This is a genomic window from Chryseobacterium sp. 2TAF14 (assembly GCF_052115105.1).
Lineage (GTDB): Bacteria > Bacteroidota > Bacteroidia > Flavobacteriales > Weeksellaceae > Chryseobacterium.
Map to the genome: position 1 here is coordinate 1 of NZ_JBFRGA010000108.1, position 13,228 is coordinate 13,228.

The following is a 13,228-nucleotide window of genomic DNA, read 5'->3' on the forward strand; positions in this document are numbered from 1 at the left end:
TCGCTGCTTCGTCGGCAACATGTGTTTTATCTAAATGCAGACTTTTATCCCATAATCCAAGTAAAATATATGTATTTTGATCAAAATAGGGAATCGTTCCAAACTCAAATTGCTGAAGGATATTTCGTCCTTCATTCGTTTTCAAACCAAATTTTACAGATCTTTTTCCTTTTCCATTTTCCATATCGCAATCTTTGATATGGGTCATTGTTTTTGCAAACCTTTGATAGAGTAGGGCATCATCCGCCAATTCGATATATTTTGAAATGCAGGAACGGATCAATTTTCCAATTTTTGAGCAGTGCCCAAATTCAGAGCTGTTTTGCCTCACTTTTTCATAAGTCGGACTTTTTTTAAAGGCTGTTTTATTGAACCCGCTTTTTTTCCGCACGATATTTTTACCGTTTAGATTATAAAAAATCAGATCACCAATTGCTCCGTTGAGCTTTATAAAACTTTCGTAAGTCGCCATTATTATTTTAAGAAGGCTCAAATATAAACATAAAAATTGAGATTCAACATTATTTTATATATAATTAAAGTATAGTTCTAGTATAGTTATTGTATAATTAATAAAAATAATTTATATTTGTAACGCATTAATATCTAATTGATTTTCAAATGAATATGAAATGGCGTTTTTCAGAAATTAAATTATATAAAAAGTTTGCTGTTTTAGCGATAATTTCTACCGTAATCATTTCTTGCGGAAGCTCTAAAAACGTTTCTTCTTCTAAGAAAACTTCTTCAAAAACTGTTGTAAAATCTGAAGACCTAAGAAAATTAGATTCTTCTTTTGACGGCAAAGTTTCAGGTTCGGTAAAAAGTCTTTTGAAAGATGCCGAAAATTATCTCGGAGCTCCATATAAATTTGGTGGTAATTCTTCTTCAGGCTTCGACTGTTCAGGATTTACCGTAAAAGTTTTTCAGGAAAATAACTTCAGTTTGCCAAGAAGATCTTCTGATCAGGCAGAATCAGGAAAATCGATCGATATTAAAGTTGTAAAACCGGGTGATTTATTATTTTTTGCCACTTCAGGCGGAAGTCGTGTTTCCCACGTTGGTATTGTTTACACTATTGAAAATGATGGTGAAATAAAATTCATTCATGCATCAACTTCCAAAGGAGTTATAATTTCTTCCTTGAACGAAAAATACTGGAACAAAGCCTATCTTCACGCTCAGAGGGTTTTATAATTAAACTTTAGGATACTGCTGCATTTTATCTTTATACTTTAATTTTTTAATTATTGCTGATGTTTTAATTAAAATCTAAATTAAATTAGGATGAATTTCCATTAAATTATACAAGAAAAAATTGATCTTCATTACAAATTTTCATAGAAATATTTAATGAAATTTTAATCGTTTACTCCTATTCTGAATCATCACTTTTGCTTAAGTTTTTTGTATATTTGACACTTCAATTTTAACAATTTTTAAATACAGAAAATGTCATTACAACAAACTATTGAAAATATCTGGGACAACAGAGATTTATTGCAGAATGAAGACAGCCAGAAGGCGATTAGAGAGGTTATTTCTTTGGTTGATAAAGGAGAACTTCGTACCGCTGAACCTACAGAAAACGGATGGCAGGTGAATGAATGGGTAAAAAAAGCTGTCGTAATGTATTTCCCGATCCAGAAAATGGAAACTATTGAAGTAGGTCCGTTTGAATTTCATGACAAAATGCCTTTGAAGAAAAACTACGCTGAAAAAGGAGTGAGAGTTGTACCGCATGCTGTTGCAAGAGAAGGAGCTTATATTGCACCGGGCGTAATTATGATGCCTTCATACGTAAACATCGGAGCTTATGTAGATTCAGGAACAATGGTTGATACTTGGGCGACAGTTGGAAGTTGCGCACAGATCGGTAAAAACGTTCACTTGAGTGGTGGTGTTGGTATCGGTGGTGTTTTAGAACCGCTTCAGGCTGCTCCGGTAATTATTGAAGACGACTGTTTTATTGGTTCCAGATGTATCGTTGTAGAAGGAGTGCATGTAGAAAAAGAGGCTGTTTTGGGAGCAAATGTTGTATTGACGGCTTCTACAAAAATTATTGATGTTACAGGTGAAACTCCGGTTGAAATAAAAGGCAGAGTTCCTGCTCGTTCAGTTGTTATTCCCGGAAGCTATACAAAGCAATATCCTGCAGGAGAATATCAGGTTCCTTGCGCTTTGATCATCGGTCAGAGAAAAGAATCTACAGACAAAAAAACTTCTCTTAATGATGCTTTAAGAGAAAATAACGTAGCTGTTTAAATCTTTGCAAAATGGCAATTCCTAAACAAATTTTTCAGACGTTTAAAACCGATAAGCTTCCTTGGCTTACGAAGTTTCATATCAAAAGAATGCTCAAAAAAAATCCTGAGTACGAATATCATTTTTATGATGATAATAGAATTCAGACTTTTTTTAAAGAAGAATTTCCTGAGGAATATTTAAAAGCTTATAACAGGCTGACAATAGGAGCTGCCAAAGCAGATTTTTTCAGATATGCCATTCTTTATAAAAAAGGTGGCGTCTATTTAGACGTAGACAGCGGAATCAATAAGCCGATCAAAAAGTTTATTCGTGAAGACGATGTCGCTTTGGTGACTGATGAAATTCCACAAACATATTATGTACAATGGGGTCTTGCATATGCTGCAGGACACCCATTTTTACAGAGAACCCTGGAAATGATTTTAGATAATATCAAAAACAATCCACACCCTCATAACGTACACAAAACAACAGGCCCCACTGTTTATACAGACGCTGTTAAAGCTTGTTTAAAAGAAGATCCCACAATTCCGCATCGCTTTATGGGACCGCATTATGACAACAATATGCAGTTTAAATACAAGCTCGGAAAATTTTTTCTTTACAGTGATAAATCTGAACACTGGAAGAAAAAACAGCTTACCCAAAACATTATAAAACCTGAAGATGAAGATAGCATTTGATGCCAAACGTTTTTTTCATAATACTTCAGGATTAGGAAATTATTCAAGAGATTTAGTTAGAATTTTGTCTATATATTATCCTGAAAATCAATACCTGTTACTCAATAAAAACAAATCGGAAAGAGGTTCGGATATTTTAGCAAACCCCAACGTTACTTTTGTTGAAACTTCCAAAGGAACAATGTCTCGACAGTTTAAAATGGGAAAAGATGCACAAAAAGAAAACGCAGATATTTTCCATGGATTATCAGGCGAATTACCTTTAAAATGGGACAAAAAACCTATTAAAAAAATCGTAACCATTCACGATCTTATATTTGTAAGATATCCTCAATATTATTCTTTTTTTGACAGAAAAATCCATCTTTGGAAATTCAAAAAAGCTGCAAATACTGCTGATAAGATCATCGCCATTTCAGAGCAGACCAAAAGAGATATTATCCAATTTTTAAAAGTTCCTGAAAGTAAAATTGAAGTTATTTATCAGGGTTGTCATAAAGCTTTTAAAGAGGAGCAATCTGAAGAATTTATTCAAAAAACCAAAGAAAAATTCAATCTTCCTGAAAGATTTATTTTAAATGTCGGAACAATTGAAGAACGTAAAAATTTGGTCAGCATTGTTAAAGCAATAAAAGACACAACAATTCCTTTGGTTGTCGTTGGAAAGAAAACTAAATATTTTCAAAAAATAAAGCATTTTATTGAGAAAAATAAAATGGAAAAGCAGATTCATTTTTTAGAAAATGTTTCAATGGATGAATTGGCGGTTATTTATAAATCAGCCGATATTTTTGTGTATCCTAGCTTTTTTGAAGGCTTTGGAATTCCTGTAATAGAAGCACTTTTTTCAAAAACGGTAACCATTACCAGCAACACAAGCTGTCTTCCTGAAGCAGGAGGCCCGGATTCTGTTTACATCGATCCAAAAAATTATTTGGATATTCAATCAAAAATAAATTTTTTATGGAATAGCGAATCTGAAAGAAAACGCCGTTCTGATAAAGGTTTTGAGTTTGTTCAGAAGTTTAATGATGAACCGATTGCACACCAAATGATGAATCTCTATCAAAAAATTATTTCGTAAAATTCTTGCAGGATTAAAAATTAGTCCTACATTTGTATCACAAAATTTCAACAATGAAACCGAATTTTTTAACAGTACATCATTATTATCATCATCTCTGGTAGACGGAATTGTTGATCTATTGACTATGTTAAAAATCAAAATAATTAAAAACCGTCTGAGTAAACAGACGGTTTTTTTGTTTCTAAATTCTTCCCGGGCAATTTATTTCAATTAATCATTTTAGTTTACTCAGATATAAAATAATAAAATGAGTAAATTAAAAATTGCGATACAAAAAAGCGGTCGGCTTTACGAAGAATCTCTTCAGCTTCTCAAAGACTGCGGAATTTTCGTCAACAACGGAAAAGATCAGCTCAAAGTTTCTGTAGACAATTTTCCAATGGAAATCATGTATCTTCGAAATTCTGACATTCCTCAATATCTGGAAGATGGAGTAGTTGATATCGCCATTGTCGGTGAAAATCTTTTAGCAGAAAAACAAAAAAATATTGAAATTATCCAAAGTTTAGGATTTTCCAAATGCAGAGTTTCAATAGCAGTTCCTAAAGAAGTTGAAACAGATGATATCAATTATTTTCAGGGTAAAAAAATTGCAACTTCTTATCCCAATACCACTTTATTCAAAAATGGTTTGAGAGAAACAGTTACCATTTTAAAGTCTGAAGCTGTTCTGGCAAAAACGTTCCAGTTAAATAGTGATAAGCAAAAAATTTTAGAAAAATTCCTGTTCAGAATTCAGTCTGTTTTAAGGGCAAAAAACTCTAAATATATTTTGATGAATGTCCCGAATGATAAGATTTCAGAAGTCTCCAATGTTCTCCCGGTTTTAAAAAGTCCAACGGTAATTCCTTTAGCCGACAAGGGTTGGAGCAGCATTCATTCTGTGATTGATGAAGAACGTTTTTGGGAAGTCATTGATGAACTGAAAGCAAAAGGGGCACAGGATATTTTAATCATTCCAATCGATAAAATGGTAATTTAAGATGAAAATTAATAAATATCCTCAAAAAGAAATCTGGGCAGAACTAGTAAAAAGACCTGTTTTAAAAAGAGAGCAATTAACAGAACTGATAGCCGATATTTTTAATGAAGTCAAAAAAAATGGTGATCAGGCTTTAATAGCTTTCAATAAAAAATTTGATCAGGCTGAAATTAAAAACATCAAAGCTTCTGAAAAAGAAATAGAAAGTTCGGAAAACTTAATAAGTGAAGAATTGAAATTGGCCATTCAGCAGGCAAAAGAAAATATTACAAAATTTCACGGCTCGCAGATTCCTGAAATTGAAAAGATTGAAACCACAAAAGGAGTCATTTGTTGGCGGGAAAACAGAGCCATTGAAAAAGTAGGGATTTATATTCCGGGAGGAACTGCTCCATTATTTTCTACGGTTTTAATGTTGGCAATTCCTGCTCAACTGGCGGGTTGTAAAGAAATTATTTTATGCACTCCACCGGATAAAAACGGGAATATTGATTTGGCCATTTTATATACTGCAAAGCTTTGCGGAGTTACAAAAATCTTCAAAACCGGCGGAGCTCAGGCTATTGCAGCAATGACTTTAGGAACAGAAAGCATTCCGAATGTTTACAAAATTTTCGGACCGGGAAATCAATATGTTGTCGCAGCAAAAGAATTCGCTCAGAATTTTAATGTGGCAATTGATATGCCTGCAGGACCAAGTGAAGTGTTGGTAATTGCCGATGAACAGGCAATTCCAGAATACTGTGCTGCAGATTTACTTTCTCAGGCTGAACACGGAAGCGACAGTCAGGTCATTTTTCTTTCAACTGATGAGAAAATTTTTAACCAAACCATCAAAGAAACGAAAAAACAGCTTAAAGAGCTTCCAAGAAATGAATTTGCAAAAAACGCTTTAGAAAACAGCCATTTTATTTTGTTAAAATCTGTTGATGAAGCTTTAGAATTTAGCAATTTGTATGCTCCGGAACACTTGATTTTGGCTTTAAAAGATTTTGAAAAATATATTTCGAAAATTCAAAATGCGGGTTCGGTTTTTCTTGGAAATTATTCCTGTGAAAGTGCAGGAGATTATGCAAGCGGAACCAATCATACGCTTCCTACCAATGGATTTGCAAAAAATTACAGCGGAGTTTCTTTAGACAGTTTTGTGAAGAAAATTACGTTTCAGAATTTATCGAAAGAAGGGCTTCAAAATTTAGGAAAAACAATAGAATTCATGGCTGAAGCAGAAGGATTATTTGCTCACAAAAATGCCGTATCAATCCGATTAAAATAAGAAAATGAAAGAATTTAACATCAATAGTTTAGTAAGAAAAAATATTTTAGAATTACAGCCTTACATCAGCTTTAGGGATCATAATGAATTTAAAAATCCGGTTTTGCTGGATGCGAATGAAAGTCCGTTTGGAGAACAAAGTCGTTATCCGGATTCTACCCAAAAAAAACTAAAGCAAAAGCTTTCAGAAATAAAAAATATTTCGGTCAGTCAAATCGCAGTCGGAAACGGAAGCGATGAACTCATTGATTTGATTATAAAAGTTTTTTGTGAACCTAAAAAAGATTCTGTGTTAATGATGAATCCGTCGTTTGCAATGTATGGTTTTTACGCTTCAATCAATGAAAATAAAGTGATAAAAATTGATTTAAATGCAGATTTTGAAATTGTAAAAGATGATTTTCTGAGAATTTMAAAAGATTTTAAATCCAAAATTTTTTTCCTGTGTTCACCGAATAATCCTACCGGAAATTCTATAAAAGACATTGAATTTTACATTAAAAACTTTAATGGAATTGTAGTGGTGGATGAAGCTTATATTGAGTTTTCAGGAAAAAAATCTTGTATTGAGCTGCTGGAAAAATATCCTAATGTTATTGTCCTTCAGACTTTCTCAAAAGCTTGGGGAATGGCTGGAGCGAGAGTGGGAATGGCATATTCTTCCGAAGAAATTATTACGTTAATTAATTCTGTAAAAGCGCCTTATAATGTGAATTCTTTAAGTTCAGAAAAAGTAATTGAACTTATCAATCAACAGGAAAATGTACAGCAAAATATAGAAAGTATTTTAAATGAAATTTTATGGTTAAAAAATGAATTTCAGGCTGTAAAATGCATCAAAAAAGTTTTTCCGACCGATGCCAATTTTTTTCTTATTGAATTTGAAGATGTCGAAAAAGTTTATGAAAAATTATTGGAAAAAGAAATTCTGACAAGCAAAAGAAGTCCGCAAATTCCGAATTGCATTAGGATTAATGTTGGAAACAGAGAAGAAAATACCAGGTTAATTCAAATTCTAAAAAACATTTAAACATGAAAAAAGTATTATTTATAGACCGTGACGGAACTTTGATTATAGAACCGCCCATAGATTTTCAGGTAGATTCTTTAGAAAAATTAGAATTTTATCCCGGGGTTTTTCAAAACCTTTCAAAAATCGCCAAAGAAATTGATTTTGAACTGGTTATGGTAACAAACCAAGATGGATTGGGAACGGAAAGTTTTCCCGTTGTTGACTTTATAAAACCTCATGAAAAAATACTAAAAGCTTTTGAAAATGAAGGAATTATTTTCAACGATATTTTAATCGATAAAAGTTTTGAGCATGAAAATTTACCAACAAGAAAACCAGGAATTGGACTGTTAGGAAAATACATTTACGGCGATTACGATCTTAAAAACTCTTTCGTTATTGGTGACCGTTTGACAGATATTCAATTGGCAAAAAACTTAGGCTCAAAAGCTATTTTTATTGATGAAATTCCAAACGAAGATGCAGATTTGACAACGGAAAACTGGAGTGAAATTTACCAATATTTAAAGCAAATCCCTCGAAAATCTAAAGTATCCAGGAAAACCAACGAAACCGATATTGAAATAGAAATCAATCTTGACGGAAGCGGAAATTCTGAAATTTCGACAGGATTGCATTTTTTCGATCACATGCTTGAACAGATTTCTAAACACGGCAACTTAGATTTAAAAATTAAAGTAAATGGAGATCTGCAAGTTGATGAACATCACACCATTGAAGACACCGGAATTGTTTTGGGAGAGGCAGTTTTAAAAGCATTGGGAAAGAAAAAAGGCATTGAAAGATATGGTTTTCTGCTTCCGATGGAAGATTGTTTGGCGCAGGTTGCCATTGATTTCGGAGGTCGTTCTTGGTTGGTTTGGGAAGCCGATTTTAAGCGTGAAAAAGTAGGGGATATTCCTACCGAAATGTTTGAGCATTTCTTTAAATCTTTCACCGATTCGGCTAAATGTAATCTCAATATCAAAGCGGAAGGACAAAACGAACACCACAAAATTGAATCTATTTTTAAAGCCTTCGCAAAAGCAATAAAAATGGCAGTGAATCAGTCTGATCAGAATTTTAATTTACCATCAACAAAAGGAAGTCTGTAAAATGATTGCAATTATAAAATACAACGGCGGAAATGTAAGTTCCGTACAAAATGCGTTGAACAGATTAGGAGCAGATTCGGTCATTACAGATGATTTTGAATTGATTAAAAATGCAGAAAAGGTAATTTTCCCCGGAGTTGGTGAGGCTTCTTCAACCATGAGAATTTTAAAGGAAAAAGGATTAGATCAGATAATTCCTACTTTGAAGCAACCTGTTTTGGGAATCTGTTTGGGAATGCAGTTGATGTGTAAAAATAACGAAGAAGGAAATACAGTCGGAATGGGAATTTTTGATATTCATGTAAAAAAGTTTCCTGCGAAAGATATAATTCCACACATGGGATGGAATACAATTTCAGATCTTAAATCAACCATTTATTCCGGAATTAAAGAAGAAAGTGATGTCTATTTCGTGCACAGTTTTTATTGTGAACTGTCAGAGGATACTACTTCTGTTTGTGATTATATTTTGCCATTCAGTGCGTCTTTACAGAAAGATAATTTTTATGCGATGCAGTTTCACCCTGAAAAATCGGGGAAAACTGGAAGACAGTTATTACAAAACTTTTTAAACCTTTAGTTATGAAAATTATTCCTGCAATTGATATTATCGACGGAAAATGTGTGCGCCTTTCAAAAGGTGATTACGGAACAAAAAAGATTTACAATGAAAATCCTGTAGAAGTTGCCAAAGAATTTGAAAGTTTCGGAATAAAATTTCTGCATCTGGTTGATTTGGACGGTGCAAAATCTAAACATATCGTCAACCAGAAAGTTCTTGAAAATATAGCCCGAGAAACCTCTTTACAAATCGACTTTGGAGGTGGTTTGAAAACTATTGAAGATATAGAAATAGCCTTTAATTCAGGAGCAAAACAAATAACGATTGGAAGTATTGCAGTTCAAAATCGTGAATTCTGTTTTGGTTTAATTGAAAAATACGGTCCTGATAAAATTATTTTAGGAGCTGATTGTGAGAATAGAAAAATAAAAACTTCAGGTTGGCTGGAAGAAAGTGATCGAGATGTGATTGATCTGATTCTTGATTATCAGAAAAAAGGAATTAAAAATGTGATTTGCACCGATATTTCAAAAGACGGAATGCTGGAAGGAGCTTCAGAAGATTTGTACAAAGAAATTTTAGATAAAACAAATATTCAACTCATTGCAAGCGGCGGAATTTCCTGTATTGAAGATATTCATAAAATGAAAGAAATAGGATGCAGCGGAACGATTATCGGAAAAGCAATTTATGAAGGTAGAATTTCATTGAAAAATTTACAGAATTTATTTTAACTGCAAATCAAAGATTTCCAGAGAGAGTCCCGAAGGGACGATTTAATAAAGAATAGGATAAAATCCTATCAAAAATATAATTAAAAAATTTGCGCCTCTGCGTAATCAATTAATAAAATGCTTAAAAAAAGAATCATTCCATGTCTGGATATAAAAGACGGAACAACCGTAAAAGGAATCAATTTTGAAAGTTTAAGAAATGCCGGAAACCCAATAGATTTAGCCAAAAAATATGAAAATGAAGGTGCAGATGAATTGGTTTTTCTCGACATTACAGCAACGATCGAGGAGCGAAAAACGTTTGTTGAACTCGTGAAAAATATTGCCAAAGAACTCAGTATTCCTTTTACCGTTGGAGGCGGAATTTCTTCTGTTGAAGATGTAAGGAAATTGCTGGAAGCCGGAGCAGATAAAATCAGCATTAATTCTTCGGCGGTGAAAAATCCGCAATTGATTTCTGATCTAGCCAAAGAATTTGGCAGTCAGTGCATTGTTGTGGCAATTGACACGAAGTTTGTTGAACATCAAGATTGGGTTTTTGTAAAAGGCGGAAGAGAAAGAACGGATCTGAAAACATTAGATTGGGCAAAAAAAGTTGAAAAATTGGGAGCTGGAGAAATCCTTTTAACCTCAATGGATGGTGACGGTACAAAAAACGGATTTGGTTTAAGAATCACAAAACTGATTTCAGAAAGCGTAAATATTCCGGTAATTGCTTCGGGTGGTGCTGGTAAAATTGAAGATTTTGAAAATGTTTTTAATCAAACTAAGGCAACGGGAGCTTTGGCTGCAAGTATTTTCCATTTTAATGAAATGAGGATTGATGATTTAAAAAATGAATTGAAAAACAGAAAAATTGCAATACGATGAAAATTAATTTTAATAAAAATAACGACAGCTTAGTTCCTGCCATCATTCAGGACGAAAGAACTTTACAGGTTTTAATGTTGGGGTATATGAATGAAGAAGCTTTTAATAAAACGAAAGAAGAAGGAATTGTTACTTTTTTCAGCCGTTCAAAAAAACGACTTTGGACAAAAGGAGAAGAATCAGGAAACTTTTTAAAAGTAAAAAATATTGAAATTGATTGTGATAACGATACCATTTTAATTAAAGTTATTCCAAAAAATACAGTCTGTCACACCGGAAGCTTCAGTTGTTTTGGAGATAAAGATTCTAAAGGATTTTTGTTTGAGCTCGAAGAAAAAATAAGTCAGCGAATTGATGACAAAGTTGAAGATTCTTATACGTATTCTTTATATAAAAAAGGAATCAACAAAGTTGCTCAGAAAGTAGGAGAGGAAGCGGTGGAATTGGTAATCGAAGCAAAAGATAATAATAATGATCTGTTTAAAAATGAAGCGGCAGATCTGCTTTATCATTTTTTGATTTTACTCAAAGCTAAAAATATTAGTTTAGAAAATATTGAAGAAATACTTTTGGATAGAAACAAATAATTTATTATCTATATTTTTAGCTGCGAACTTATCTATTTTTTGCCACGAATGCACGAATTTTTTAAACTTTTCATTAAAATATTCGTGCATTCGTGGCTATAAAATCATCTATTTTTCGATAATTATTTTTTTGGTAACCGTTTCATTTTCAGATTTTACAGTACAAAGATAAATTCCGCTGGATAATTTTGAAACATTAATGGTCTTTTCATTTTCATGAGCGGAAATTAACCTGCCATTCATATCTTTTATTTCAAAAACGAAATTTTTGATCTCTGCCGGAATTTCAACATTCAGAATATCTTTTGCAGGATTAGGATAAATTTTAACAGATTCAAGTTTGTTTTGAGCAATTTCATCAGTTCCTAAAACAGAAGATGCAACGGCAAAATGCTGCAAAGCTCCAACTGCCGCTTTCCCGACATTAAAAACATATACAGGATCAATATTGGCATAAGTATCGCTTGGCGAATGCTCATTGTTACTTCTTACCGTTTCATAAAAACCTGTAATCACATCTCCTTTTCCTTCAAAAGGCATATAATCTGAGGCATAAGCATGCGACATATTTACCTGAAGTGGAGAGTAAAGCGTTGTACAATTGGCCAATTCTTGAGTCTTAATAAGTGAAGGTGCATTATTTGCTGTTCCACCTGCAGAAGTCTGGTCGCTTTCACAATTAATTGTGTCGTTAATATTTCCTAGCTGTCCACCAACCTGGTCAATATTAAACACTACTTTTAAATTTAACTGACGAACGTTATTAGAAAAAACTACATTATTCACGTAGTGATTGCTCCCCACCAAACCTTGTTCTTCACCCGAAAAATGAATAAATTTTACAGAATATTCCGTAGGCACGTCTTTTAAAATTCTTGCAGCTTCCAGCAAAATAGAAGTTCCGCTTCCGTTATCACTTACTCCGGGACCATTTACGGTATCATAATGTGCACAAATAATTACGTAAGTATTCGGATAAACCGTTCCTGTTTTAGTAATAATTAAATTTTTGGAAGTCGTACTCCCGATATTGAAAGAATCTTCTGTAATCTGGCTTGCGTTGTAACCATAAGATTGGTATTTAGCTTTAAGCCAGTTCAGCGCGTTCGTATTTGCTGCAGAACCTGTCGTCTTGATGCCATAACTTGCAAACTCCTGAAGCAAAGTATTGATATTGGTTTGAGTAACCTGGTTGGCTCTCGTCTGATAAGCCTGGATAAAACTCTGAGCCTGCAAATGATATGATGCTAAAGAAAGAAGTAGAAGACCTGCAATTTTTTTCACTTTAAATAGTAGTTTTTTTTATTTTAAGCAAATGTAAATAATAAAAAAATCCTGAGCAAAAAACTCAGGATTTATATTGATAACAAAATATTTTACATTATTTTACTTGATCTACAACTGCTTTGAAAGCTTCAGGGTGATTCATTGCTAAATCTGCTAAAACTTTTCTGTTAAGCTCAATGTTGTTCTTTTTAAGAGCTCCCATAAACTGAGAGTAAGACATTCCGTGCTCTCTGGCACCAGCGTTGATACGCATGATCCAAAGTGATCTGAAGTTTCTCTTTTTCTCTTTTCTTCCACGGTAAGCATATTGCATTGCTTTTTGTACCGCGTTTTTAGCAACAGTCCAAACGTTCTTTCTTCTACCGAAAAAACCTTTAGCTTGTTTCATGATTTTTTTTCTGCGAGCTCTAGAAGCTACGGCATTTACTGATCTTGGCATAATTTAAATTGTTTTTTTTGAAATGTGCGGTAATTTTTTCATTACTCTTAGCTGCTCCATTTCAGGGTTAAAATTTTGAATTGTTATTCTTATAAACCGAATATAGGATTTATAAAAACTACTTAATTGCTAATTGACGTTGAACGCTTTTCTCGTCCACTTTAGCAACGTAAGAAGTAGTAGTAAGATTTCTCTTCTGCTTCGTTTCTTTCTTTGTTAAGATGTGGCTTTTGTAAGCGTTTTTTCTTTTGATCTTACCCGTTCCGGTAAGAGCAAAACGTTTCTTAGCACCTGATTTCGTTTTTAATTTTGGCATTGTTCTGCTT

General features: G+C 33.2%; 16 protein-coding genes. 12 read left to right on the forward strand and 4 right to left on the reverse strand.

Annotated elements, in window-relative coordinates; all coding sequences use genetic code 11:
* On the reverse strand, nucleotides 1-472 hold a 472-nt coding region (locus AB4Y90_RS11725), incomplete at its 3' end, for a hypothetical protein (RefSeq protein ID WP_441557763.1).
* 155 nt (nucleotides 473-627) lie between these two features.
* On the opposite strand from AB4Y90_RS11725, the gene AB4Y90_RS11730 reads away from it, so the two are divergent.
* The 12 genes from AB4Y90_RS11730 to hisIE all read left to right on the forward strand — a co-directional run bounded on the left by AB4Y90_RS11730 (nucleotide 628) and on the right by hisIE (nucleotide 11,176).
* Nucleotides 628-1,197, forward strand: a complete 570-nt coding sequence (locus tag AB4Y90_RS11730) for a C40 family peptidase (protein ID WP_441557775.1) — start codon at nucleotides 628-630, stop codon at nucleotides 1,195-1,197.
* A gap of 255 nt (nucleotides 1,198-1,452) precedes the next feature.
* Nucleotides 1,453-2,265, forward strand: a complete 813-nt coding sequence (locus tag AB4Y90_RS11735) for a 2,3,4,5-tetrahydropyridine-2,6-dicarboxylate N-succinyltransferase (RefSeq protein WP_408086938.1) — start codon at nucleotides 1,453-1,455, stop codon at nucleotides 2,263-2,265.
* An 11-nt stretch (nucleotides 2,266-2,276) separates the two neighbouring features.
* Nucleotides 2,277-2,951, forward strand: a complete 675-nt coding sequence (locus AB4Y90_RS11740) for a glycosyltransferase family 32 protein (RefSeq protein ID WP_441557764.1) — start codon at nucleotides 2,277-2,279, stop codon at nucleotides 2,949-2,951.
* A complete protein-coding gene (locus AB4Y90_RS11745) occupies nucleotides 2,935-4,035 on the forward strand; it encodes a glycosyltransferase family 4 protein (RefSeq protein ID WP_441557765.1) in 1,101 nt (366 codons plus the stop codon). The genes AB4Y90_RS11740 and AB4Y90_RS11745 overlap by 17 nt, the downstream gene beginning before the upstream one ends.
* Nucleotides 4,036-4,285: 250 nt before the next feature.
* The gene (gene hisG / locus AB4Y90_RS11750) at nucleotides 4,286-5,020 is read left to right on the forward strand and encodes an ATP phosphoribosyltransferase (protein ID WP_441557766.1); all 735 of its coding nucleotides are present in this window, start codon (nucleotides 4,286-4,288) and stop codon (nucleotides 5,018-5,020) included.
* A 1-nt stretch (nucleotide 5,021) separates the two neighbouring features.
* Nucleotides 5,022-6,296, forward strand: a complete 1,275-nt coding sequence (gene hisD, locus AB4Y90_RS11755) for a histidinol dehydrogenase (protein ID WP_441557767.1) — start codon at nucleotides 5,022-5,024, stop codon at nucleotides 6,294-6,296.
* Nucleotides 6,297-6,300: 4 nt separating this feature from the next.
* Nucleotides 6,301-7,326, forward strand: a complete 1,026-nt coding sequence (gene hisC / locus AB4Y90_RS11760) for a histidinol-phosphate transaminase (protein WP_441557768.1) — start codon at nucleotides 6,301-6,303, stop codon at nucleotides 7,324-7,326.
* 2 nt (nucleotides 7,327-7,328) lie between these two features.
* The gene (gene hisB / locus AB4Y90_RS11765; RefSeq protein WP_441557769.1) at nucleotides 7,329-8,423 is read left to right on the forward strand and encodes a bifunctional histidinol-phosphatase/imidazoleglycerol-phosphate dehydratase HisB; all 1,095 of its coding nucleotides are present in this window, start codon (nucleotides 7,329-7,331) and stop codon (nucleotides 8,421-8,423) included.
* A 1-nt stretch (nucleotide 8,424) separates the two neighbouring features.
* Nucleotides 8,425-9,003, forward strand: coding sequence for an imidazole glycerol phosphate synthase subunit HisH (gene hisH, locus AB4Y90_RS11770; protein ID WP_441557770.1), 579 nt, complete (start codon nucleotides 8,425-8,427; stop codon nucleotides 9,001-9,003).
* 2 nt (nucleotides 9,004-9,005) lie between these two features.
* Nucleotides 9,006-9,719 carry a 1-(5-phosphoribosyl)-5-[(5-phosphoribosylamino)methylideneamino]imidazole-4-carboxamide isomerase gene (gene hisA, locus AB4Y90_RS11775; RefSeq protein WP_441557771.1) on the forward strand — a complete coding sequence of 238 codons (714 nt, stop codon included), beginning with the start codon at nucleotides 9,006-9,008 and terminating at the stop codon, nucleotides 9,717-9,719.
* Between the two features lie 117 nt (nucleotides 9,720-9,836).
* Nucleotides 9,837-10,589, forward strand: a complete 753-nt coding sequence (gene hisF, locus AB4Y90_RS11780; RefSeq protein ID WP_441557772.1) for an imidazole glycerol phosphate synthase subunit HisF — start codon at nucleotides 9,837-9,839, stop codon at nucleotides 10,587-10,589.
* On the forward strand, nucleotides 10,586-11,176 hold the full coding sequence (gene hisIE, locus AB4Y90_RS11785; protein ID WP_441557773.1) for a bifunctional phosphoribosyl-AMP cyclohydrolase/phosphoribosyl-ATP diphosphatase HisIE: 591 nt from the start codon (nucleotides 10,586-10,588) through the stop codon (nucleotides 11,174-11,176). Before hisF ends, hisIE begins: the two co-directional genes overlap by 4 nt.
* A 108-nt stretch (nucleotides 11,177-11,284) precedes the next feature.
* On the opposite strand, the gene AB4Y90_RS11790 is transcribed toward hisIE, so the two are convergent.
* The 3 genes from AB4Y90_RS11790 to rpmI form a co-directional block, all read right to left on the reverse strand.
* Nucleotides 11,285-12,460 carry a M28 family peptidase gene (locus AB4Y90_RS11790; protein WP_441557774.1) on the reverse strand — a complete coding sequence of 392 codons (1,176 nt, stop codon included), beginning with the start codon at nucleotides 12,458-12,460 and terminating at the stop codon, nucleotides 11,285-11,287.
* Nucleotides 12,461-12,557: 97 nt separating this feature from the next.
* Nucleotides 12,558-12,902 carry a 50S ribosomal protein L20 gene (gene rplT, locus AB4Y90_RS11795; protein WP_034676301.1) on the reverse strand — a complete coding sequence of 115 codons (345 nt, stop codon included), beginning with the start codon at nucleotides 12,900-12,902 and terminating at the stop codon, nucleotides 12,558-12,560.
* A gap of 118 nt (nucleotides 12,903-13,020) precedes the next feature.
* Nucleotides 13,021-13,218 carry a 50S ribosomal protein L35 gene (gene rpmI, locus AB4Y90_RS11800; protein WP_034676300.1) on the reverse strand — a complete coding sequence of 66 codons (198 nt, stop codon included), beginning with the start codon at nucleotides 13,216-13,218 and terminating at the stop codon, nucleotides 13,021-13,023.
* Between the last annotated feature and the right edge of the window lie 10 nt (nucleotides 13,219-13,228).

Excerpts from the sequence above, each read along its gene's own strand:
- hisIE (WP_441557773.1), top strand. The coding sequence starts at position 10,586 with ATGAAAATTAATTTTAATAAAAATAACGACAGCTTAGTTCCTGCCATC.
- hisG (WP_441557766.1), top strand. The coding sequence starts at position 4,286 with ATGAGTAAATTAAAAATTGCGATACAAAAAAGCGGTCGGCTTTACGAA.
- rpmI (WP_034676300.1), bottom strand. The coding sequence starts at position 13,218 with ATGCCAAAATTAAAAACGAAATCAGGTGCTAAGAAACGTTTTGCTCTT.
- hisD (WP_441557767.1), top strand. The coding sequence starts at position 5,022 with ATGAAAATTAATAAATATCCTCAAAAAGAAATCTGGGCAGAACTAGTA.
- hisF (WP_441557772.1), top strand. The coding sequence starts at position 9,837 with ATGCTTAAAAAAAGAATCATTCCATGTCTGGATATAAAAGACGGAACA.
- AB4Y90_RS11745 (WP_441557765.1), top strand. The coding sequence starts at position 2,935 with ATGAAGATAGCATTTGATGCCAAACGTTTTTTTCATAATACTTCAGGA.
- hisH (WP_441557770.1), top strand. The coding sequence starts at position 8,425 with ATGATTGCAATTATAAAATACAACGGCGGAAATGTAAGTTCCGTACAA.
- AB4Y90_RS11740 (WP_441557764.1), top strand. The coding sequence starts at position 2,277 with ATGGCAATTCCTAAACAAATTTTTCAGACGTTTAAAACCGATAAGCTT.
- hisA (WP_441557771.1), top strand. The coding sequence starts at position 9,006 with ATGAAAATTATTCCTGCAATTGATATTATCGACGGAAAATGTGTGCGC.
- AB4Y90_RS11735 (WP_408086938.1), top strand. The coding sequence starts at position 1,453 with ATGTCATTACAACAAACTATTGAAAATATCTGGGACAACAGAGATTTA.
- AB4Y90_RS11730 (WP_441557775.1), top strand. The coding sequence starts at position 628 with ATGAAATGGCGTTTTTCAGAAATTAAATTATATAAAAAGTTTGCTGTT.
- rplT (WP_034676301.1), bottom strand. The coding sequence starts at position 12,902 with ATGCCAAGATCAGTAAATGCCGTAGCTTCTAGAGCTCGCAGAAAAAAA.
- hisB (WP_441557769.1), top strand. The coding sequence starts at position 7,329 with ATGAAAAAAGTATTATTTATAGACCGTGACGGAACTTTGATTATAGAA.